This window comes from Paractinoplanes polyasparticus (assembly GCF_019710575.1).
In the GTDB taxonomy this organism is placed as follows: domain Bacteria; phylum Actinomycetota; class Actinomycetes; order Mycobacteriales; family Micromonosporaceae; genus Actinoplanes; species Actinoplanes polyasparticus.
This window is the reverse complement of record NZ_JAHWFK010000001.1, coordinates 429,220-450,688: the sequence shown is the minus strand read 5'-3', so window position 1 is coordinate 450,688 and position 21,469 is coordinate 429,220. Positions and strand designations below refer to the sequence as shown.

22 protein-coding genes and 1 pseudogene are annotated in these 21,469 nt (G+C 72.0%); 6 read left to right on the top strand and 17 right to left on the bottom strand.

All coding sequences use genetic code 11. The annotated features are described in order from the left end of the window. Window positions 1–33: 33 nt before the first annotated feature. The gene (locus tag KXC43_RS02130; RefSeq protein WP_308128932.1) at window positions 34–603 is read left to right on the top strand and encodes a nucleotidyltransferase family protein; all 570 of its coding nucleotides are present in this window, start codon (window positions 34–36) and stop codon (window positions 601–603) included. 43 nt (window positions 604–646) lie between these two features. On the opposite strand, the gene KXC43_RS02125 is transcribed toward KXC43_RS02130, so the two are convergent. The 13 genes from KXC43_RS02125 to KXC43_RS02065 form a co-directional block, all read right to left on the bottom strand. Beyond that, window positions 647–1,600 (bottom strand): Clp protease N-terminal domain-containing protein, encoded by a 954-nt coding sequence (locus KXC43_RS02125; RefSeq protein WP_221374130.1) that lies wholly within the window; start codon window positions 1,598–1,600, stop codon window positions 647–649. A 77-nt stretch (window positions 1,601–1,677) separates the two neighbouring features. Further along, complete coding sequence (gene mnhG, locus KXC43_RS02120) at window positions 1,678–2,019, bottom strand: monovalent cation/H(+) antiporter subunit G (protein ID WP_221374129.1); 342 nt, start codon at window positions 2,017–2,019, stop codon at window positions 1,678–1,680. Further along, a complete protein-coding gene (locus KXC43_RS52555) occupies window positions 2,016–2,468 on the bottom strand; it encodes an MrpF/PhaF family protein (RefSeq protein WP_221374128.1) in 453 nt (150 codons plus the stop codon). Before KXC43_RS52555 ends, mnhG begins: the two co-directional genes overlap by 4 nt. Continuing rightward, window positions 2,465–3,001 carry a Na+/H+ antiporter subunit E gene (locus KXC43_RS02110; RefSeq protein ID WP_221374127.1) on the bottom strand — a complete coding sequence of 179 codons (537 nt, stop codon included), beginning with the start codon at window positions 2,999–3,001 and terminating at the stop codon, window positions 2,465–2,467. Before KXC43_RS02110 ends, KXC43_RS52555 begins: the two co-directional genes overlap by 4 nt. After that, window positions 2,998–4,506, bottom strand: a complete 1,509-nt coding sequence (locus KXC43_RS02105; RefSeq protein WP_221374126.1) for a Na+/H+ antiporter subunit D — start codon at window positions 4,504–4,506, stop codon at window positions 2,998–3,000. Before KXC43_RS02105 ends, KXC43_RS02110 begins: the two co-directional genes overlap by 4 nt. Then, on the bottom strand, window positions 4,503–4,907 hold the full coding sequence (locus tag KXC43_RS02100) for a Na(+)/H(+) antiporter subunit C (protein ID WP_221374125.1): 405 nt from the start codon (window positions 4,905–4,907) through the stop codon (window positions 4,503–4,505). The genes KXC43_RS02105 and KXC43_RS02100 overlap by 4 nt, the downstream gene beginning before the upstream one ends. Before the next feature lie 64 nt (window positions 4,908–4,971). Next, window positions 4,972–7,794: a Na+/H+ antiporter subunit A gene (locus KXC43_RS02095; protein ID WP_221374726.1), complete on the bottom strand. Its 2,823-nt coding sequence runs from the start codon at window positions 7,792–7,794 to the stop codon at window positions 4,972–4,974. 2 nt (window positions 7,795–7,796) lie between these two features. Next, entirely contained in the window at window positions 7,797–8,441 is a 645-nt protein-coding gene (locus tag KXC43_RS02090; RefSeq protein WP_221374124.1) for a response regulator, read from the bottom strand. Beyond that, window positions 8,438–9,376, bottom strand: a complete 939-nt coding sequence (locus KXC43_RS02085) for a sensor histidine kinase (RefSeq protein WP_221374123.1) — start codon at window positions 9,374–9,376, stop codon at window positions 8,438–8,440. Before KXC43_RS02085 ends, KXC43_RS02090 begins: the two co-directional genes overlap by 4 nt. Before the next feature lie 101 nt (window positions 9,377–9,477). Continuing rightward, a complete protein-coding gene (locus tag KXC43_RS02080; protein WP_221374122.1) occupies window positions 9,478–10,455 on the bottom strand; it encodes an AraC family transcriptional regulator in 978 nt (325 codons plus the stop codon). Window positions 10,456–10,459: 4 nt separating this feature from the next. Then, window positions 10,460–11,275 carry an NmrA family NAD(P)-binding protein gene (locus KXC43_RS02075; RefSeq protein ID WP_221374121.1) on the bottom strand — a complete coding sequence of 272 codons (816 nt, stop codon included), beginning with the start codon at window positions 11,273–11,275 and terminating at the stop codon, window positions 10,460–10,462. A 96-nt stretch (window positions 11,276–11,371) separates the two neighbouring features. Then, window positions 11,372–12,031 carry an alpha/beta fold hydrolase gene (locus tag KXC43_RS02070; protein ID WP_221374120.1) on the bottom strand — a complete coding sequence of 220 codons (660 nt, stop codon included), beginning with the start codon at window positions 12,029–12,031 and terminating at the stop codon, window positions 11,372–11,374. Beyond that, window positions 12,028–12,429, bottom strand: coding sequence for a cupin domain-containing protein (locus KXC43_RS02065; protein ID WP_221374119.1), 402 nt, complete (start codon window positions 12,427–12,429; stop codon window positions 12,028–12,030). Before KXC43_RS02065 ends, KXC43_RS02070 begins: the two co-directional genes overlap by 4 nt. A gap of 178 nt (window positions 12,430–12,607) precedes the next feature. On the opposite strand from KXC43_RS02065, the gene KXC43_RS02060 reads away from it, so the two are divergent. Then, window positions 12,608–13,384 carry a (2Fe-2S)-binding protein gene (locus KXC43_RS02060; protein ID WP_308128931.1) on the top strand — a complete coding sequence of 259 codons (777 nt, stop codon included), beginning with the start codon at window positions 12,608–12,610 and terminating at the stop codon, window positions 13,382–13,384. A 41-nt stretch (window positions 13,385–13,425) separates the two neighbouring features. Here the strand turns inward: KXC43_RS02060 and KXC43_RS02055 are convergent, their stop codons facing one another. After that, window positions 13,426–14,232, bottom strand: coding sequence for a Gfo/Idh/MocA family protein (locus tag KXC43_RS02055; protein WP_308128930.1), 807 nt, complete (start codon window positions 14,230–14,232; stop codon window positions 13,426–13,428). Between the two features lie 56 nt (window positions 14,233–14,288). On the opposite strand from KXC43_RS02055, the pseudogene KXC43_RS50440 reads away from it, so the two are divergent. After that, window positions 14,289–14,879 (top strand): annotated as a pseudogene (locus KXC43_RS50440) (substrate-binding domain-containing protein); the annotation flags it as partial. Between the two features lie 189 nt (window positions 14,880–15,068). Here the strand turns inward: KXC43_RS50440 and KXC43_RS50435 are convergent. Continuing rightward, window positions 15,069–15,830, bottom strand: coding sequence for a hypothetical protein (locus KXC43_RS50435; RefSeq protein WP_255643310.1), 762 nt, complete (start codon window positions 15,828–15,830; stop codon window positions 15,069–15,071). A gap of 366 nt (window positions 15,831–16,196) precedes the next feature. Next, the gene (locus KXC43_RS02045; protein WP_221374118.1) at window positions 16,197–16,403 is read right to left on the bottom strand and encodes a hypothetical protein; all 207 of its coding nucleotides are present in this window, start codon (window positions 16,401–16,403) and stop codon (window positions 16,197–16,199) included. Window positions 16,404–16,508: 105 nt separating this feature from the next. On the opposite strand from KXC43_RS02045, the gene KXC43_RS02040 reads away from it, so the two are divergent. The 3 genes from KXC43_RS02040 (at window position 16,509) to KXC43_RS02030 (ending at window position 20,386) form a co-directional block, all read left to right on the top strand. Beyond that, complete coding sequence (locus KXC43_RS02040; protein ID WP_221374117.1) at window positions 16,509–16,700, top strand: hypothetical protein; 192 nt, start codon at window positions 16,509–16,511, stop codon at window positions 16,698–16,700. Then, a complete protein-coding gene (locus tag KXC43_RS02035; protein ID WP_221374116.1) occupies window positions 16,697–17,533 on the top strand; it encodes a hypothetical protein in 837 nt (278 codons plus the stop codon). The genes KXC43_RS02040 and KXC43_RS02035 overlap by 4 nt, the downstream gene beginning before the upstream one ends. Window positions 17,534–17,635: 102 nt before the next feature. Continuing rightward, on the top strand, window positions 17,636–20,386 hold the full coding sequence (locus tag KXC43_RS02030; protein ID WP_221374115.1) for a peroxidase family protein: 2,751 nt from the start codon (window positions 17,636–17,638) through the stop codon (window positions 20,384–20,386). A gap of 108 nt (window positions 20,387–20,494) precedes the next feature. On the opposite strand, the gene KXC43_RS02025 is transcribed toward KXC43_RS02030, so the two are convergent. Further along, window positions 20,495–21,433: an LLM class F420-dependent oxidoreductase gene (locus KXC43_RS02025; RefSeq protein ID WP_221374114.1), complete on the bottom strand. Its 939-nt coding sequence runs from the start codon at window positions 21,431–21,433 to the stop codon at window positions 20,495–20,497. Between the last annotated feature and the right edge of the window lie 36 nt (window positions 21,434–21,469).

Below are 21,469 nucleotides of genomic sequence, written 5' to 3'. Positions count from 1 at the left end.
CACCCCGTGCATCGGTAGCCCTAGAGTTGCACCGTGGAATCGGCGCTGAATGCTCTCATCCGGGCCGACTCGTGGTGGATGCGTATCCTCCGGACGGTGCGCGGCGCGGCGATACCGGACGCCTGGGTGGGTGCGGGCGCGCTGCGGGACCTGGTCTGGGACGAGCGCTACGGCTTCGGATTCAGACCCGGTCGCGTACGTGATGTGGACGTGGCCTTCTTCGACCCGACCGACCTGTCCCGGGCCAACGACGACGCCGTGACGGCCCTTCTCGAACAGCGTCTTCCCGGCGTGCCGTGGGAGGCCAAGAACCAGGCCGCCGTCCACACCTGGTACGCCGGACGCTTCGGCGGCCCCGAGGTCGCCCCGTTGACGTCCATAGCCGACGCCGTGGCCACCTGGCCCGAGACCGCGACGGCAGTCGTGGTGCGGCTGACCGCCGCCGACGCCATCGAGGTCTGCGCGCCGCTGGGCCTCGACGATCTGCTCAACGGCGTCTGGCGCCGAAACCCCCGGCGGGTGAGCGAGGCCCACTCCCGGGAACGGCTGGCCCGTCACCAGCCCGCGACCCGCTGGCCGCGTGTCACCGTGCAACCGACCTGAGTCCCAGTGCTGCGACTCCCGAGCCCGGTCGGGCGCTTGTGGGTCAGTGGCGCAGGGAGGCGAGCAGGCGGGTGGCTCGGTTGCCGGGGTGGGCGGTCAGGCGGTCGAGCAGCACCCGGGTGTCTTCCGTCCAGTCGGGGCCGGGGACGAGGATCTTGCCGGGCGGCACCTCGTCGGGGCCGGTTGGCGTGGCGGCGCGGACTCGGGTGTGGGTGATGCCTTGGGCCAGCAGCGTTTCGCCGCCGCCGTAGTTGGCTTGGGCGGCGTACGCCAGGTGGGGATAGGCGGCGGCCACCTCGTGGGTGACCAGCATCGCCAGCAGGACGTCGTCGGTGCGGGTGGGGCGGTTCTCGCGGCGGGCCTGTTCGTCCGCCTCCAGGCGGGTCCAGAGCACGGGACGGGCGGCGTGGTTCACCTTGCGGGCCAGCACCGAGAAGAGCAGGCGGTCCTGGAAGCCGCGGCCCCGGTAGCGGGTGCGGCCCAGCAGGGCGTCGCGGGCGGGGCGCAGTTCGGGCGCGACCCGGTCGGCGCGTTGCGGTGGGTGGCCGTCGAGGGCAGCCTGGCGGACTTCGTCCGGGTTGATGCCGCAGTCGCGGATGACGGCCGACGCCTCGGTGTCGGAGTCGCCGGCCAACGCGGCCAGCAAGGCCGTCCGGGAGTCCTGGGCTTCGCGGAGCGCGCGGGCTGCGGCCGCCGAGACCGGCAGGGCGCGACCGTCGGCGCCGCGGACGCGCGCGTGCTCCCCGGAAGGAGCGGGGACGGGGCCGGCGTCCGGGTCGGCTACGCGCCCGGCGTCGGCTTCGGCCGCTGCGCGTCCAGGCGTACGTAGCGCAGTGAGGACGACTGTCGACGTGATGTCGAACGGATCGAGCAGCGGCTTCACTTCTTTGTCGTACGCCAGCGAGAACAACAGCAGCCCGGTGCCGATGGGCCCGTCGGCGGCTCCGCGCGCCCGGCCCAGCGTGTGGGTCAGTTTGTCGCCGATCGTGAATTCCATGAGGACCACGGTAGGGATTCGGCGTGGGCCGGCCATCGGGCCCGGGACGGAGACCTGCCCCTGCCCCAGGGCATAGGTCAGCGTTTGTCGTCGGCGCCGGCCAGGTCGTCGACCACCAGCAGGTCGGCCCGGGCCTGGCCGGCTCGGTAGGCGGCTCGGCCGATCATGTGGGCGGCCACGGGCGCCGTAGCCATCGAGAACACCGCCACCAGCAGCAGCGTGGTGATGTCGACGGCCTCGCGCAGGCGCAGCGCGCAGCCGATCAGCGCCAGCAGCAGGCCCAGCACCTGGGGCTTGGTGGCCGCGTGCATCCGGGACAGCAGGTCGGGGAAGCGGATCAGCGCCACCCCGGCCGACAGGCTGAGCAGGGAGCCCAGCACGAGGCAGGCCCAGGCGATCACGTCCAGCACGCCGGTCATCGCACTTCCTCCGCGGGCCGGTCGAGCGGGTCGCGGCCGGGCGGGCTGAGTGAGTCCCCGCGGTCCGGCGGCTCGGGTGGGCGCCGGTTCAGGGCTTCCGGGATGCCCGGGGAGTGCGGCCGGTCGACGGATTCGGCCTGGTAGTCCGGGCTGGGCCGGTCCGCGTCGCGGCCGCTGGCCGGGTCGGCGGAGGCCGGGCGGCGGATGGCGAACCGGGCCACGCTGACCGCGCCGGTGAAGCCGAGGATCGACAGCACCGCGAGCACGGGCAGGGCGGTCGCGTCGCGGGTGAACGCGGCCTCGGCGGCGATGGACATGACGATCACGGCCAGGAGGACGTCGGTGGCGACCATCCGGTCCAGGATGGACGGACCGCGGACGATCCGGATCAGGGCGAGGACGGCGCCCCCGGCCAGCAGCGTGGTGACGACGATGGCGACGGCGGTCATGCGGGCACCTCCTCGAGAACGCGGCGTTCGGTGGGTGATCCGAAGGCTCGGACGATCCGGCGTTCCAGGTCGAGCACGTCCTGTTCGAACTGCTCGGCCTCCTCGGCCGACTCGACGCCCAGCACGTGGACGTAGAGCACGCCCCGCCGGCGGTCGACGTCGACGATCAGGCTGCCGGGCACCAGCGACAGGGCCTCGGCGGTCATGGTCAGGTTCAGGTCGGAGGGCGCCCGCAGGGTGACGGCGACGATCGCGCTCCGCGGCACGTGCCCGAACCGGAAGGCCAGCGACACGACCTGGAAGCTGGCGACGACCATGTCGAGCACGAACCGGCCCGCGAACCGCAGCACGCCCAGCGGGTGGATCCGGCCGGCGTAGGTGACGGCCGGCAGCGGGAACACCGCCAGCACCACGACCGCGATCGCCAGCCCGCCGACGACGGTCAGCGCGCTGAACGAGCCCCACAGCAGCACCCAGATGACGGTCAGCCCGAGCGCGGCGATGCACTTGTCCCGCCACCGTCCCCGCGTCACGGCGCACCTCCGCCGAACACTGCCCGCACGTAGTAGGCGCGTTCCGTCAAGGACGAGGCGGCGCCGTCGGAGACCTCGAACAGCGGACCGGCCACGACCGTCAGCGCGATGCCGAAGACGACCAGAGCCATCGTCGGCGCCACCATGAGTCGCGGGAGCAGCGAGTCCGAGGCAGGCGGCACGGACGCGGGCGGGGTGCGCCAGAAGGCGAGGTTCCACACGCGTGCCACCGCGTAGAGGGTCAGCAGACTGGTCAGGATGCCTCCGCCGACCAGCAGCCAGGCCAGCACGCCGCCGTCGGCCACGCCCGCCTGCACCAGCCCCAGCTTGCCGATGAAGCCGCTGAACGGCGGGATCCCGGCCAGGTTCAACGCCGGCACGAGGAACAGCACGGCGAGTACGGGGGACAGCTTGGCCAGCCCGCCCAGTTTGTCGAGGGCGGTGCTGCCGCCGCGCTTCTCGATGAGGCCGGCCGCCAGGAACAGCGTGGTCTGGATGGTGATGTGGTGGACCACGTAGAAGATCGCGCTGGCCAGCCCGAGCTGCGTGGCCAGACCCACCCCGAAGAGCAGATAGCCGATGTGGCTGACCAGAGTGAACGACAGCAGCCGCTTGATGTCCGACTGCGCCACCGCTCCCAGGATCCCGATGACCATGGTGAGCAGGCCCAGGACCAGCAGCACGGCGGCGGCCCGTCCGCCCGGGAACAGCAGCGTCTCGGTGCGGATGATCGCGTACACCCCGACCTTGGTCAGCAGGCCCGCGAACACCGCCGTGACGGGGGCGGGCGCGGTCGGATAGCTGTCCGGCAGCCACGAGGACAGCGGGAACACCGCGGCCTTGATGCCGAACGCGAGCAGGAGCATGCCCTGCAGGATCAGCCGCAGGCCGTCGGGCAGCGCGTCCAGCCGCTCGACCAGCTGCGCCAGGTTGAGCGTGCCGGTGGCCGCGTAGATGAGGCCGATCGCGGTCAGGAAGATGACCGACGAGAGCAACGAGACCACGACGTACGTCGAACCGGCGCGGATCCTGTTCTCGGTGCCCCCGATGGTCAGCAGCACGTAGCTGGCCACCAGCAGGATCTCGAACCCGACGTACAGGTTGAACAGGTCGCCGGCGAGGAACGCGTTGGTCACGCCGGCCGTCAGGATCAGGTAGGTCGGGTGGTAGACCGAGAGCGGCGTCTCCTCGTGGCCGTCGGCCATGCCCTGCCCGATCGAATAGACCAGCACGCACAGGGTCACCGCCGACGAGACCACGAGCATCAGCGCGGCCAGCTGATCGGCGATGAGCACGATCCCCAGCGGCGCCGACCAGCCGCCGACGGCGACGACCAGCGGTCCGTCCGTGGTCGAGATCCAGAGCAGGGCGCACGAGACGAGCACGGTGGCGGTCAGCACGGTGAGGCTGACCGTCCGCTGCGCGCGCGGCCTGCCCGCCATCATCAGCGTCAGCGCGGCTCCGAACAGGGGCATCACGACGGGCAGGGGAACCAGGAAGCTCATCGCGCGGCCTCGTGGTGGTCGGTGTCGTCCGTCCCGGAACCCTCGTCCCGCTCGGCCAGCCGCATGATCCGCTGGTCCTCGACGTCGTCCTGCACCTCGTCGTGGCCGGACATGGCCCAGCTGCGGTAGGCCAGGGCGAGCAGGAACGCGGTCATGCCGAGGGTGATGACGATGGCCGTGAGGATCATGATCTGGGGCAGCGGGTCGGCCATCTCCGCGTCGGACGCGCCGACGATCGGCGGGGCGCCGGCGTTGCCGCCCAGCAGGATCAACAAATTCACACCGTTGCCGAGCAGGATCATTCCCATCAGCACGCGGGTCAGGCTGCGTTCCAGCACCATCGAGACACCGGCCGCGAAGAGCACGCCGATCACCACGACGTAGACCAGATTCGGAGTCATGCTGAGCCTCCTGTGGTATGCCCTCCTGGCCCTACGAGCGCTCCGCTGACTCCGGTGCAGTCGCTCATACCGGCTCCCTCTGTCGTTCGATCGCCCGTCGTTCCGTCCGCGCCGCGACCTCGTGCTGGCGGTCCAGCTCGGCGCCGAGGCTGCGCAGGATCTCCAGCACCAGCGCCACCACGATCAGGTAGACGCCGATGTCGAAGAACGTCGACGTGGCGAAGTGGATGTGGCCGAGCACCGGCAGGTGGAAGTCGAGCAACGCGCTCTGCAGCACCTCGCCCCCGGCCACCAGGGCCGCCGCTCCGGTGCCGACCGCGGTCAGCAGGCCCGCCCCGAGCACCAGTCCGGCGTCGACCGGCGCCGCCGCGTTCAGCTCGCGCCGCCCGCCGGCCAGGTAGCGGGTGGTCAGCGCCAGCCCGGCCACCAGGCCGCCGGCGAAGCCGCCGCCGGGCGCGTTGTGCCCGCTGAAGAGCAGGTAGATCGAGAACAGCACGATCGTGTGGAACAACAGCCGGGCCACTACCTGCAGGATGATCGACTGGCGGCGGGCCTCGGGGTTGTCCCCGGCCCGCAGCCAGGGGCCGGGCTCCTGCACCTGCTGGTCGAGGTGGCCGTTGCCCTGTTCGGCCCGGCGGCGCTGCAAGGCCCCGGAGCGCCGGAAGATCAGCGACGCCACCCCGGTCGCGGCCACTACGAGCACCGAGATCTCGCCCATGGTGTCCCAGGCCCGGATGTCGACCAGCGCCACGTTCACGATGTTGTGGCCACCGCCGTACGAGACCGCGGGTTCCGCGAAGTCGACCGAGATCGGCATCGCGGTCCGGCCGCCGACCGCCACGTACGCCATCCCCGCGGCCACCAGACCGGTCGCCGCCGCGAGGGTCGTGCGCATGATGCGGCTGGCCCGCAGCGGCCGTGCCGAGAAGCGGACCGGCAGGCGGCGCAGCACCAGCACGAACATGACGATCGTGACCGTCTCGACCAGGAACTGGGTCAGCGCCAGGTCGGGCGCGCCGTGCAGCACGAACATGACGGCCACGCCGTAGCCGGACACCCCGAGCAGGATCATCGCCGTCAGCCGGCGCCGCGACCGGGCCGCGATCAGCGCCGAGCTGACCACCACGGCGCCCGCCACGAGTTGCAGCGGCGTGTCCCACAGCCGCAGACCGCTGGGCCAGGGCGCGACGAACACCAGTGTGCCCGCGCCGAACAGCACCAGGACGACCAGGATGATCCCGAGGGAGAAGGGCAGCGACCCGCGCTGGGTGGCCCCGGTGACCTCGACGGCGGCCCGGTCGACCGCGGACATCAGCCACTTGTAGACGGTTTCGGCGGCGGGCAGGCGCCGGCCCGGCCATGGGCGGCCCCGCAGCTGGACGGCGAACATGGTGCCGCCGGCCGCGAGGACGGCGCCCGAGAGCAGCAACGGCAGCCCGAACCCGTGCCACAGCGCGAGATGCTCCGTCTCGCCGGGAAATTGCGACGCGTACGGAGTGAGAACCCCGTCCAGCCATGAGGCGGCGACGCCCAGGCCGAGACCGGCCAGAGCCAGCAGCCCGGCCGGTGCGAGGAAGGCGAACCCGGGCCGCGGTGTCTGCAGTGGAGCGAACCCGGGCTTGGCCGCGAACGCGCCCCGGAGGAACCGCAACCCGTACGCCACGGTCAGCGCCGAGCCGGCGACGAGGGCCGGCAGCACCAACCGGTCCGTCGTGCCGCCGTGCTCGAACGCCGTGAACAGCGTCTCCTTGCCCACGAACCCGGCCAGCGGCGGCACACCCGCCATCGAGGCGACGGCCAGCCCGGCGATGACCGCGAGCACCGGCATCCGCCTGCCCAGCCCGCTCAGCTCGCGCAGATCGCGGGTGCCGGCCAGCCGGTCGACGATGCCGACGACCAGGAACAGGGCCGCCTTGAACAGAGCGTGCGCCAGCAGCAGGGCGGCTCCGGCGAGCGCGGCGGCCCGGCTCCCGGCCCCGAGCGCGATGGTCAGCAGGCCCAGCTGGCTCACCGTGCCGTACGCCAGAAGCAGTTTCAGATCGTGCTGGCGCATGGCGTTCCAGCCGCCCAGCAGCAGCGTGATGATCCCGGCCACGAGCGCGACCGGTCGCCAGGGCTCGGCCAGAGCCAGCAGCGGCCCGAGCAGACCCAGCAGGAAGACGCCGGCCTTCACCATCGAGGCCGCGTGCAGGTAGGCCGACGCGGGAGTGGGCGCGGCCATCGCGGCCGGCAGCCAGAAGCTGAACGGGAAGATGGCCGACTTGCTGAGCGCCCCGGCCAGGATCAGCACCGCCGCGGTGGCGCCGCCCGCTGGCAACGGGCCCTCGACGATCTCCGACCAGCGGTACGTGCCCGCACCGTGCCCGAGCAGGACGAAGCCGACCAGCATGGCCAGCCCGCCCGCGGTGGTCACGACCAGCGCCTGCATGGCCGCGCGGCGCCCGGCCGAGTGCTCGCCCGAGTGCCCGATCAGCAGGTACGAGAAGACGGTGGTGAGCTCCCAGAACACGTACAGCAGAACCAGGTCGTCCGAGACGACCAGGCCGGTCATCGCGGTGGCGAAACCGAGGAAGATGCCCGCGAACCGGCCCAGGCCCGGGTCGCCCTCGGTGAAGTAGCGGGCGCAGTACGCCAGCACGACTGCGCCGATGCCACTGACGATCAGCATCATCAGCCAGGACAGCGAGCCCATCCGCAGGGCCAGGTCCATGCCGAGATGCGGCACCCAGGGGTACGCCTCGGCGACCGGCGGCTTCTGCGTGGCGGTCCACACGAAGGTTCCGGCCGGCACGAGCGCCAGGCCGTAGAGAGCGCGGTTGCCGGCGTGACGGATCGCCACCGGGGCCAGCATCGCGGCCGCGGCGTGCAGAATCAGGACGACGAGCAGCATCACGGCTCGATCAGCCCGGCCCGGATCGCGTACCGGGTCAGTTCCTGCCGGTCCTTGAGGCCCAGCTTGGCCAGGATGTTGGAGCGGTGGCGCTCGACGGTCTTGACGCTGATGTAGAGCAGCTCGGCGATGTCCTTCGTCGAGTGGCCCTCCGCGACCAGCTTCAGCACTTCCTCCTCGCGTTCGGTGACGGGCCGCTCGGGGATCTCGGCGCCGGTGCGGGCGCGCTCCAGGTATTCGCGGATCAGCGCGGTCTCCGCCCCGGGGTACAGGAACGGCTCGTCGCGCATGGCGGCGTGGCAGGCCTCGACGAGGTCGCGGTCGGCGGCCGACTTGAGCACGTAACCGGCCGCTCCGACGCGCAGCGCCTCGAAGAAGAACTGCTCGTTGTCGTACATGGTCAGGATGAGGATGCGCAGCTCCGGATGGCTGCGGCTGAGCTCGCGGGCGGCCTGCAGGCCGGTCATCCGCGGCATCGCGATGTCGAGCACGGCCAGGTCGGGCGGGTCGGCGGCGGCCAGCGCCAGCGTCTCGGCGCCGTCGGCCGCCTCACCGATCACCTCGAGGTCGGGTTCGCTGTCGAGAATGAGGCGGACCCCGCGCCGCACGAGGGCGTGGTCGTCGGCCAGCAGGATGCGGATCATGCGGGCACCGTGAGCTGGACCGAGGTGCCACCGGGCGTCCCGGACTCCACGGACAGGTCGGCGCCGATCAGCAACGCGCGCTCGCGCATGCCGCGAATGCCCGCCCCCTCGGGCGCGCCCCGCAGTCCGCGGCCGTCGTCGCGCACGCACAGGCGGACGCCGCCGTCCTTCTGCCGGGCCAGCACCAGGTCGACGTGCTGGGCGGCCGCATGCCGGGCGGCGTTGGTCAGGCTTTCCTGGGCGACCCGGTAGAGCACCAGTTCGACCTCCTTCGGCAGGACGGGCAGATCGGAGCCGATCTGACGGCGCACGGCCAGGCCGGCCGTCGTGAACTCGCCGGCCAGCGCGCGCAGGGCACTGGCCAGGCCGAGTTCCTCGAGGACGCCGGGGCGCAGCCGGCGGGCGATGCGGCGGATCTCGTCGAGGCTGTTGCGGGTGCTCTCCTGAACCTGCAACAGCTGGTCACGCATGGGCTCGGGCGACGCCCGGGCGACCCGCTTCAGGTCGAGCAGCACGGCGGTCAGCGTCTGACCGATCTCGTCGTGCAGTTCCTGGGCGATGCGGTGACGTTCCGCCTCCTGGGCCGAGAGCGCGCGCCCGGCGCTGGACGCCCGTTCCGTCTCCAGTCGTTCCAGCATCGCGTTGAACGCCGTGATCAGCTGGGCGATCTCGCCCTGGCCGCGGGCCACCAGCCGGGTGCCCGGCCGCAGCAGGTCGATCGTGGTCATCACGCGGGTGAGCCGGGCCAGCGGCGACAGGCCCACGCGCAGCATCACCGCGTTGGCCACCAGCGTCACCGCCGTGCCGGCCAGGATGACGAGCGCCTCGGCCAGCCGGGCCGTCGCCGAGACGGTCACCGGGGCGAAGAGCAGCACGAGGGCCGCGACGGTGAGAACCGCCGCGTTCAACGAGAAGATGCGCCGGAACAGCGACACGCAGGCTCACCCGATCCCTGGAAGGAAAACGCTTCCTCCCGACCCTGCCTGGCCCGGGCCGGGTCTGCCATCGGGTCTGACACCCACATCGGGTGTTCAGGTCACGTGAGCCGCACCACGCGGGGCAGGGGTGACGGGTGGGGCGCGAGGGCGGGGCGGCGGCGGTACTCCTGCGGGCTGACGCCCCGTTCGCGCTTGAACGCCGTGCTCAGCGCGAAGGCACTGCCGTAGCCGACGCGCCGGGCCACCGCCTCCAGCGTCGCGTCACCCTGGCGCAGCAGGTCGGCGGCCAGGGTGAGCCGCCAGCCGGTGAGATAGGCCATCGGGGACTCGCCCACCACGTCGGTGAACCGTCGCGCCAGCGAGGCCCGGGAGACCCCCGTGCGGGCGGCCAGGGAGGCGACGGTCCACGCGTACGAGGGGTCGTCGTGGATGAGGCGCAGGGCCGGCCCGACCACGGTGTCGGTCTGTGCCCGCTGCCAGCCCGGGGCGTCGTCGTCCGGAGTGGCCAGCCACGAGCGCAGCACCGAGACCAGCACCAGGTCGAGCAGCCGGTCGAGCACCAGGTCCTGCGCGGGTTCGGTGCCGCTCATCTCGCGCACGAGCAGCTCGATCAGCGCCCGGTCGCCGGCCTCGGCCGGGCGGATCAGCAGGCCGGGCAGCGCGTCGAGCAGGCGCCGGCTGACCTCGCTGTGCATCTGGTAGGTGCCGCTGATCATCACGGTCGCGCCGTCCGGGGCCGCGCCCCACGTGCGGACGCCCTGCCCGGTCATCGTCATCTCGGTGCCGTCGGCCGACTCGCAGCGCTGGCCGGGGTGAATGATGATCTGGGGCGCGGTGCCGGGGGAGTCGGCCACCGCGTACGGCTCGGTACCGGTCACGACGGCCACGTCGCCCGGCTCGACGCGGACCGGGGTCGCGTGCTGCTTGAGGATCCAGGCCTCGCCGCGGACCAGCGTGATGAGCGACAGCGGCGAGCCGTCCTGAATCCGCAGCGACCACGGCGGATCCAGGACCGAGCGCAGCAGGAACGCCCCGCGGGCGCGAGGCCCGTCGAGCAGTCCGGTCAGCGCGTCCATCCGCTCACCGTACCTGCGGCACGCTCCACACTCCGGTTTCCGCGGCCCGCGCCGCGTACTCGGCGAAGTCGCGCGCCGGTCGGCCGAGCGCCTGCCGCACCCCGTCGGCCGGGGCGGCGTTGCGGCCGTCGAGGATGCCGCGGAACATGTCGCCCAGCTCCACCGGCAGCCCGGCGTCGCGCAGGATGCCCTCGTACTCCTCGTGGCTGATCGCCGTGTAGCGGATCTCGCGGCCCGAGGCCCGGCTGAGCTCGGCCGCGACCTCGGCGAACGTCAGCGCGCGAGGACCGGTCAGCTCGTAGTGCCGGCCCCGGTGCCGGTCCGGGTCGGTCAGCGCGGCCGCGACCACGTCGGCGATGTCGTCGGCGTCGACGAACGGCTCGGCCACGTCGCCCGCGGGCAGCCGGATGTCGCCGCCGGCGGCCGCACCGGCCAGGAAGTCCTCGCTGAAGTTCTGCGCGAACCAGCTGCACGTGACGATCGTCCAGCCCGTGCCCGAGTCCTTCACGCGCTGCTCGGCCGCCCGCGCGACGGGCTCGCCCCGGCCCGAGAGCAGCACCAGGTGCTCGACCCCGTTCGTGGCGGCCAGGTCGGCGAGGGCGCCCACCTTGCCGGCGGCGCCCGGCAGCCCGAGGTCGGGGTAGAAGGTGATGTAGACGGCCCGCTGCCCGTCCAGGGCGGCCGGCCAGCTGGACTCGTCTTCCCAGTCGAACCGGGTGTCGCTGTGGCGCGAGGCCACCCGTATGTCGGTGCCTTGCTGGATCAGGCGGTCGGCGACCCGCCGTCCGGTCTTGCCGGTTCCACCGATGAGAAGTGTCATGTGTCCAGTACAGCGGCGTTCGATGAGAGCCTGAATGGCTCAGAAGCGCACTACCATAAGCAAGACGCTCAGCGCCGTTCAGCGAACGCGTGACAATCACGTGACGATCAGCGACGCGACCTCCCGGACGGCGTCGGTGAACGCGGCAGGCGCCTCCTGTGGCAGGTTGTGACCGGCGTCGGGGACCTGCCGGTGCACCCGCGGGCCGGTGAAGCGGGCCGCGGTGGGGCTGCCGTCGGTGGCCGGGAAGTTGCCGTCGGCCGTGCCGTCCAGCGTCACCGCGGGCACGGTGATTGCCGGCAGGCGGCTGAGCGCGCCCTCGGCCCGCTCGTAGGCGGGAGCCCCGGCGGCGCGGCCCAGGCGGTGCCGGTACGAGTGGATGACGACATCGACGTAGTCCGGGTTCGCGAAGGCCTCGGCCGCCCGGTCGAGCTCACCCGCGCCGAACGTCCACTTCGGTGAGTTGCGGCGCCAGATCACCTCGGCGATGCCGCGGGCGTCCGCTCCCAGCGCGGCCTGCTGCCCCGAGCGGGGCGTCTCCGCGCTCAGGAACCGGGTCGGCCCGTGCCCGCGCAGGTAGGGCACGATCACCCGGTGACCCGCGGCGGCCAGCAGCGGCGCCACCTCGACACAGCTGTGGATGTCGTACGGGAAACCGTGCAACAGCAGGACCGGCGGCCCGTCCGAAGGCCCGGCCTCGTGATACGCGACCTCGAGCACATCGGTGGTGACGTGCCGCACCGGCAGCCCCGTCACCGGACGCGCCGGTCCCTGCGGGCGGCCAGCTCGTCGTCGTCGACCAGCACCAGCATCGGCTTCCCGGGGTCGCACAGCATCGTCACCGTGAACCGCACCGGCCCGTCGTCGCGGGCGTTGCCGTCCGAGTAGTGGATGACGTCGCCGCCCGGCTCCCAGAACGCCTCGCCCGCCTTGACCACCCGCGGCGCCTCGCCCTCCAGCTCGAAGAGCATCTCGCCCTCGAGCACGACCCCGAACGCCGGACCGGGGTGCCGGTGCGGCGGCGTGCCCGGGTCACCCGCCGGGTATTCGATGACGATGGTCATGGCGTGTGCGCCCGCCGGGATGAAGGGCGGCTGCGCCTCCTGCAGCACGGTCACCGCCGTCTGCCACGCGTCCGATCGCTTGTCACCCATCTTGGGACCTCCCAGCAGATTGCCGTTGTCCTCTGCTAGGACCGCGGTGCCGCGCTCGTTGTGACATCCGCCGGCCTACCGGGGGTGGCGCCGAGCCCGCGATCTCGGACTCGGCGTGCTTCCGTTGTCCACAGGCCGGCCTCGCGTCGGAACGGGACGGGCGGGTATAGGTCGTGGTGTGGAAGACGACGCCGCGCCGGTTCTCGCTGCGATCAGGGGCGCCTTCGGGACCAGCACGCGGCTGCCCGGCCTGGCATCCGACCTGGTAGTGGCCGATCCGGCGGGCTGGACGGCGGCCGATGGCGACGTCGAGCCGCTGCTTGCGGCTGCCCGGCGTCACTGGCACGCCCAGCCGCACGTGGCGGCCGCCCTCATGTGGAAGGCGTACTCCTACTGGCTGGCCGTCCCGGTCGCCTTCAGCTGGGTGGCGGCCCGCCGGGTCCCGCGCGTCGCCGCGTCCGACGTCCTGATCCGGCTCGACGCGCAACAGGCCCCGATCCGCCTCGGCCTGCGCACCGCCGTCCCGGCCGCGGTGCTGGCCTCCGACCCGCTCGCGTCCGGCCCGCTCGTCCCCGGCCCGGCGGTCTCGGTGGTGGCGGACGAGGCGGCGCTGCTGGAAGAGGTGCGGCGGGTGCTGCTGGACGAGCATGCCGAGCCCCTGATCGAAGCCGTTCAGCGGGTGGTCCGGGTCGGTCGACGGCCGCTGCTCGGGTCGCTGGCTTCGAACCTCGCGCACGCCACCCGGCACGCTGTCCGGGCCGTGCCGGGCGCCTCGGCCCGTGAAGTCGGGACGCTGCTGGACGGGCTCGGCCTGGACAGCCTGGTCGAATGGACCGCCGATCCGGCCGGGCTGGTCACGGTGCGGCGGCGGACGTGCTGCCTGGCCTTCACGCTGCCGCAGCCGCGACTATGCACGGACTGCTGCTTCTCGCCGGAGAAGATGGCCAGAGCCTGACCGGAAGCTCGAGGAAACCATCTCCGCGCTGACGGCCGACCTCACTTCGCCACCTCGACGACCCTTCCCGTACGGGCGGACTCGGCGGCGGCGAGGGCGACGGCCAAAGCGGCGCGGGCGTCCTCGCCGGTCACAGTGGACGGTGAGCCGGTCCGTACGGCGCCGGTGAAGGCGGCCAGTTCGGCCACATAAGCCCCGGCGAACAGTTCCTGGTCGCCCCGGGCGGTGTCGACCAGCCGGCCGGCCGGGCCCGGGAACGTCATCCCGGTGCGTCGCCCGTCGCCCATCGTGACCATGCCGCCCGAGCCCAGCACCTCGCCGCGGACGTCGTAGCCGTAGCTCGCCTCGAAGCAGGCCTCGGCCGTGCCGACCGCGCCGTTGCCGAACCGTGCGGTGACCACGGCGGTGCCGAGCAGCCCCTGGTCGCGCCAGGCCGGCTCGACCAGCGCGTCGGCGAAAGCGTGGACGTGCGTGACCTCCGACCCGGGGTTGAGGAACCGCAGCGTGTCGAAGTCGTGGATCAGCGTCTCCAGGAAGATCGTGCCGGGCGCGACCCGGGCCGGGTCGAAGCCGCCGGGATCGCGGGTCAGAGAGCGCAGCAGCCGCGGCGTGCCGACCCGCCCGTCCTCGACGAGCACCCGGGCCGCGACCCAGTCGGGCGCGAACCGGCGGTTGAACCCGACCTGGAGCACCACCCCGGCGGCCCGGGCGGTGTCGATGACCCGGTCGGCGTCGGCCAGGCTCAGCGCCATCGGCTTCTCGCAGAAGATGTGCTTGCCGGCGCGGGCCGCCGCGACCGCGAGATCGGCGTGGAAGCGGGCCGGCGCCGCGATGACAACAGCGTCCACTTCGGAGTCCGGCCACACCTGCTCCGGATCCGTGTACTCGCGGTGAATCCGAGGCGATCACCGGCCTGCTCCAGGACCGCTGCGAGGCTCTCATCCTGCTCGGCCCGCAGTCGTCGACCGCGAGCCTGATCCGGCTCGCGAGCCGGCTGCCGGTGGTCGCGCTGGCCCGGCCCGTACGCGACGCTGCCGTCGACGTCATCCGCAGCGCCGATGCCGACGGGCTGGCTCTCGCCGTCGACCACCTGGTGGGGCTGGGACACCGGGCGATCGCGCACATCGACGGTGGCCGGGCGCCCGGCGCCGCCGACCGCCGCCGCGGCTACCGGGAGGCGATGCGCCGCCACGGCCTCACCGGCCAGGTGCGGATCGTCCCGGGTGGGCTCACCGAGTCCGATGGGGCCGCCGCGGCGCGCACGCTGCTCGGCGACCCACCGACCGCGGTCACTGTCTTCAACGACCGCTGCGCCACCGGTGTCCTCGACGTGCTGTCGCGGGCCGGGATCGCCGTACCCGGCAGGCTCAGCGTCGTCGGCTACGACGACAGCAGCCTGGCCCGGCTGGCCCACGTCGACCTGACCACGATCGCCCAGGACGTCGCCGTTCTGACCCGCCTCGCGGTGGCCCGTGCGATCGCCCGCGTCGAGGGCGAGGCGGTCGACCGGCGAGAGGTCGTCGTCCCGCCGCACCTGGTCATCCGTGGCACTACCGCGCCTCTGGGGCCCCGAGGCGCAGAGCACGCCGCCCGGCTGATTCCGGCCGTTGACGCCGAGCCGGGGGAAGGCCCGGCCGTGGTGCCGAGGCGGCCAGGCACGTGCGAGGGCCGGCGCCGCGGCGCGTCACATGGCGGGTACGGCGACGGTGTGGCGGTGGGGGCGGGCGGTTGCGCGGCCCTGGGGGGCGGGCACGACGAGCGATGCGGCGAGGGCTGCCTCGCGGCGCAGGCTGCTGCTCGCGCGGCGGGCCGAGTCGGCGTCGTGCCAGGCGGCGCGCTCGGCGGCGACGGCCTGCTCGTAGCGCTGCCGCAGCCACGCCGCCGAGGCGCGGGTGATGACCAGCTGCTGCTCGACCGGGTGCAGACGGGCGTCCCAACCGGCCCGCTCGGCCACGGCGTCGGCCACCGCGGCGGCCGGCAGCTCGCCCCGACCGGCTGCGGCGGTCACCTCGCGGTGCAGGTAGCGCTGCCGGGCCGCGTACTCGTCGCAGGTCCGCACCGACCACGGTGTGCCCCAGGCCGCCGCCGAGGTGGCGGTGCGCAGCCGGGCGTCGGCTTCCAGCCAGGCGGTGTACGCGTCGTTCAGCTCGCCCTCGGACCGCTCCCACGCCTCCTGCCACCGCTGCGCATGGGCCTCGGCCCGCTCGGCCGCCACCCGTACCTCGTCGGCGAAGCGTGCCGTCTGCGCCGCCTCCTCGGCCTGTCGCCGCACGGCGGCGCCGTTGCCCCGTAGCGCCGCTACGAACTCCTGTGCCGCGTGCCGGGGACGGCGCATCGCCTCGGGGCTGCCCAGCAGCAGCAGGGCGGGGAAGGTGAGCAGCATCAGCGTGGCCCAGATGGCCATCGGCGCCGGCTCGGTCAGCAGCATTTCCGCAACCATGTTCATGGGAATCCGTCCTTCGGTGAAACAGGTCCAGGTGGTGCGCGGCCGTCCTGGTGGCGACGGCCGCCCGGTGCCGGCCGGCGGTGTCCGGCCGGCGGGGAGAGATCGGCGACCGTCGTCCCGACGGTCGACTGGGGCGGATGTTCGACCGCCGTTGTGCTCCGAGCTGTCGCTCCTCCGCCGGCCGCCGTCGTCGTCGATCTGACGATCCGGCAGGAGAGCGCCTTGGCGACCGGGCCGGGTAGGCGGCAACCGTCCTGCTTCGACGATCGGGCCGCACAGCCGGCTGTGCCGGAAGTCAGACCGGTGCGGCGAACGTCAGGGACGGGACGGCCGTGCCGGAGGCGGCGATCGCCGGAAGAGCGGCGGTCAGACGAATGCGGCCGGAGGCGCGCGGCAACCGCGGGCGCCCGCGGTGAACTGCGGCTGCCGGCCGGTCGGCCGATCGGCCGGCAGCGGCCGGGCCTCGACGGTGCTCAGCGGCGGCTCGAGCGGCCCGCGACGGCTGAGAACCGTGGCGACGGCGAGGACAGCGACGACGATCAAGATCGCCGTCAGCACTGCCACCGTCACCATGCGTACACCTTAGCCGCACTTTCCGGGGGTCGCTGGTCGCGCCTCGCCGGTGTTTCGGCTCCCGATCTTGAGGGTAGGGGGCAGAAACCGACAAAAGGAGCCGTCATGCCCGAGCTGAGCCTGTCGACCGACCCGGACAAGTACCCGCCCCTCGACCCGGGCGCACCGATCCCCGACGACCCCGGTGAGCTGGAGCCGGACAGCCCCGACCCGTTGCCCCCGGCGCCGGTCGAACCGATCGTGGAGCCGGACGTCGAGCCCGCGCCGGAGCCGGGTGGGGTACCCGAACCGGCTTGAGCCGCGCTGATATCTTCGTCGCCGTCACCGATCGGCACGAGTCGATCAGGGCGACTCAATTCGGGGGAAACATCATCATGAAGGTCAACTTCACCGGCGCGGTGGTCGTGCTCGCGTCAACCGCCCTGCTGGCCACCGGTTGCGCAGGTCAGAACGATGACAAGGGCGCCGCGGCACCGCCCGCCGCCCAGGCCACCTCGGCCGCGCCCGCCACCAACGGGGTCGAGGCGCTCGAGGCCGAGCAGATCCTGGACAAGGCCAAGGCCGCTCTCAAGAAGGCCGGCTCATTCCACATGAAGGGTGACATCGTCACCGACGGCGACAAGATGGGCCTCGACTTCAAGACCGACGGCACCAAGATCAAGGGCAAGCTGTCGATGGCCGGCCCGAGCGTCGAACTGCTCGAGGTCGGCGGCAAGCGCTACATCCGGCCCGACGCCGCGTTCTGGGGCATGAGCGGCGGCAAGGAGCAGGGCGAGCAGCTCGCGAAGCTCGTCGGCGACCGCTGGGTCGAGGTCAAGGCGGGCGACAAGGACACCGCCGACATGTTCGGCTTCTCCGACATCGACTCGATGCTCGACGCCGAGGGCAAGGTCACCAAGGGCCAGGTCAAGGACGTCAACGGCAAGCCCGCGATCGGCCTCGTCGACAACTCGAAGGACGGCGGCACGCTCTACATCGCCACCACCGGCGAGCCCTACCCGCTGCGCATCGAGAGCAAGGACGCGGCCGAGGGCGGCCTCGACTTCAGCGAGTTCGGCGCGGAGTTCGCCGACATCGTGGCCCCGGCCGCGAACGACGTCGTCGACCTCGAGAAGTTGATGGGTAAGTAAAACGACAGTTCCGCATGGCGCGGCGCCACTAGGGTTTCGGGTGGCCCGCGCGATCGGGAACCGCCCGTCGTCGCGGCCGCACTCCGAAGTGGAGGCGCGCGGATGTCGACGGTGACCAGGGCGCAGTGGCGCGAGGTTTATCTGGGTGGCTCGCCCGAGGCGGAACGGCGGATCTTCGACCGGGTGGCTCGGCAGATCATGCTGACCCAGCTGAAGAACCGCCCCACCCGGGACGCGCCGGTCGTGGCCGGTTTTCAGGCCAAGGGCACGTACGCGGTCGACGACGCCCACCTGCGTTTCGCCGACGACCTGCCGGCCGAGCTCCAGGTGGGATTCGCCCGGCCGGGCGCTGCCTATCGCACGTCGGTCCGGTTCAGCAACGCCGAGGGCCGCATCCTGGACGACCGCGAACCGGACCTACGCGGCGCCGCCCTGCGGATCACCGTCTCCGACGACGAGCAGCACGACCTGCTGATGACCAACGCGCCGGTGTCGCACGCCCGCGACGCCCGCCAGTTCGCCGAGTTCGCGGTGGCCACGGCGGGCGGCGGCGTGGGCCGCTACACCGGCCTGGCCAAGCTGGCCTTCGTGCTGGGGCCCGGCGAGACGGCCCGCATCGTGCGCAACGTGGTGGCGGCGCGCCGCCGCATCACCAGCGTGGCCACCGAGACGTACTGGAGCCGCACCCCGATCATGTGGGGCGGCCACCTCGCCGTCCAATATCTGCTGCGGCCGTTCCCCGACGCTCCCGAGGGCGGCGAGCGCGACGGGCCCGACTTCCTGACGTCCGAGATGGAAAACCGGCTGGCCGAGGGCGACGTCCGGTTCGAGCTGTGCGTGCAGCGCTACCGCAGTGACGACGAGACGCCGATCGAGGACGCGGCAGTCGATTGGCGTACGCCCGGAGCCCCGCCCGAACCGGTCGCCGTGCTCACCATCCGGGCCGGCTCGTGCGACAACCCGGTCGTGCACGGGCTGCGCTTCAACCCGTGGAACACCACGGACGACTTCCGGCCGCTGGGCAACCTCAACCGGGTGCGCAAGGCCGCGTACGACGCCAGCGCCGGCCACCGCGACCGGCAGCGCTGGCTCACCGAGGTGCCGGTTCGCAACCGCCTGGCGGGCGCGGCCATGCGTACGGTGTTCGGCGCGGTCAACCGTTTCCGTCCGTGGCACCGCCTGCCCGACGCCCTGGCCCTGCTGAATCTGGCGTCCCTGCGCGACGTGCTGCGCCGCGACAACCTGATCGACACCGGGGCGGTCGAGGCGCCTCCACGCGTACGGAGGGCGCCTCCGCCCATCACCGACGAGCAGCGAGAATTCCGTACGCACGAAGGCCGTTTCAACGATCTGGCCGAGCCGGACATGGGTGCGGTCGGAGCGGGATTCGGCCGCAACGTTCCCGCCGACCGCCGTGCCGACCTCGACAACGAACCGAATCCGGTGACGGTGAGCCGGGAACTGCTGCACCGTGAGACGTTCCGCCCGGCGACGACGCTGAACATCCTGGCCGCCGCGTGGATCCAGTTCCAGGTGCACGACTGGGTGGTCCACGCCCGCCACCCGCTCGGCGTCGACGACGTGCGCGTGCCGCTGCCGCCGGACGTGCCGGGCTGGGCGAACACGCCGGGCGGACAGCTCGAACCCGAGATGCGCATCGGCGGCAACGTCGACCCACCGGCCAACGTGGCATCACACTGGTGGGACGGCTCCGAGGTCTACGGCACGACTCCGAGCCTGCTGCTGCGCGACGGCCCCCGGATCCGGCTGAGCCCCGAGGGCTACCTGCCGGTCGACGTCAACGGTTCCGAGATCACCGGCTTCAACGAGGCCTGGTGGCTGGGGCTCGGCGGCATGCACACGCTCTTCGCCCGGGAACACAACCTGTTGTGCGACCACCTGAAGGACCGAAATCCCGGCTGGGACGACGAAAGGCTCTACCAGACGGCCCGGCTCATCGTGGCCGCCCTGATAGCGAAGATCCACACCGTCGAGTGGACCCCGGCCATGCTCGCCACCAACGTGCTCGAACGTGCCATGAACGTCAACTGGAACGGCGTGCCACCGCGGGACTGGCTGAGCCGGGCCGGCCTGTGGCTCACGGACGTGAACGCGTTGCGAGGCATCCCGAAGACGAACCCGGACCACCACGGGACGCCGTTCTCGTTGACGGAGGACTTCGTCACGGTCTATCGCATGCACCCGCTGATTCCCGACGACTACACGTTCCGCAGCGTGGACGGGGCCGAATTCGGCCACCGCAGCTTCACCGACCTGCAGGGCAGCCGCGCCGACGACGAATTGAGGGCGATGGGGCTGAGCAGCGTCCTCTATTCGTTCGGCACCGCCCATCCGGGAGCGATCACGCTGCACAACTACCCCCGGGCCCTGCTGAATCTGGAACGCGAGGGCGAGATGATCGATCTTTCCGTCGTCGACCTGGTGCGGAATCGTCGCCGCGGGGTGCCCCGCTACAACGACTTCCGCCAGGCCCTGCACCTGCCACGGATCAAGCGCTGGGAAGACCTGAACGAGGACCCCTCGACCGTGGCACGTCTGCGCGCCGTCTATCGCAGCATCGACGAGGTCGACACCATGGTCGGCCTGTTCGCGGAGACGCCGCCGCCGGGGTTCGCCTTCTCGGACACGGCGTTCCGGGTGTTCATCCTGATGGCTTCCCGGCGGCTGCAGAGCGACCGGTTCCTCACTGCCGATTATCGGGCTGAGGTCTATACGCAGTTCGGCCTTGATTGGATCGCTGAATCCACCATGGCCTCGGTGATTCGGCGGCACTGTCCTGATCTTGAGGGCGTTGTGCCGTCCAATGCTTTCAAGCCATGGTCGGGTTCTTGAAGGCCTCGGCTTTCCTGCGCTTGGGCGGCTGTGTGCGGCGGGCGCGCGGATCGTCCGCGCGCCCGGTCCGTGGTTGGTGCTGCCGACCCTGAGGCGGCTGTTGGAGCGTCAGCCCACCAGCGGCTTGAGGGCGGCACCGACTGCGGCGACCACGCCGGGGCGGTGGCCGTTGCGGATCAGGTTGATGCAGACGCCGTCGACGCCGGCGCCGAGGACGCGCTCCTGGATCTGCTCGGCCACCTGGTCGGGGGTGCCGAGGAAGGCGCGGTTGCGGCGGTCCTCGGGGATCGTCTCGCCGAGTTCCTTGGCCTCCTGCTCGGTCTCGCCGGCCATGCCCATGATCAGGAAGCTGGTGGCCAGCGTGGCCGGGTCGCGGCCGATCTCCTCGCAGCGCTGCCGCAGCACCGAGATCTTGTGGGGCAGCACGTCGAGGTCGCAGATGATGTTCATGTGGTCGGCGAACCGGGCGGCCAGCCGGAACGTCTTCTGCTCGCCCGAGCCGCCCAGCATGATCGGCACGGTGTCGCGTACGCGGGGATTGTTCATGGCGTTGCGGGCCTGGTACCACTGGCCGTCGAGGGACGCCTGCTCGCCGCGCAGCATCGGCGTGATGATCGTCAGGGCCTCCTCGAGCCGCTCGAAGCGTTGCCCGAACGTGCCGAACTCGAAGCCCATGTCGTGGTGCTCGCGCTCGAACCACCCGGCGCCGATGCCCAGCACGGCGCGGCCCTTCGAGACCACGTCGAGGGTGGTCACCGTCTTGGCCAGAAGCGCGGGATTCCGGTACGTGTTGCCGGTGACCAGGGTCGACAGCTGGACTGTCGAAGTGGCCGAGGCGAGCGCGCCCAGCGTCGTGTACGCCTCGAGCATGTTCGCCGACGGGTCGCCGATGCCCGGCAGTTGGTAGAAGTGGTCCATCACCAGCACGGTGTCGAAGCCGGCGCCCTCGGCCTCGCGGGCCTGCGCCGCGACCGTCTCGAACAGGTTCTCGTTCGGGACACCGGGATAGGTGAAGTTCGGGATCTGGTAGCCGAGCCGGATGGTCATTGTCTTCCCCGATGTAAGAGGTCTATCACTTCCGCT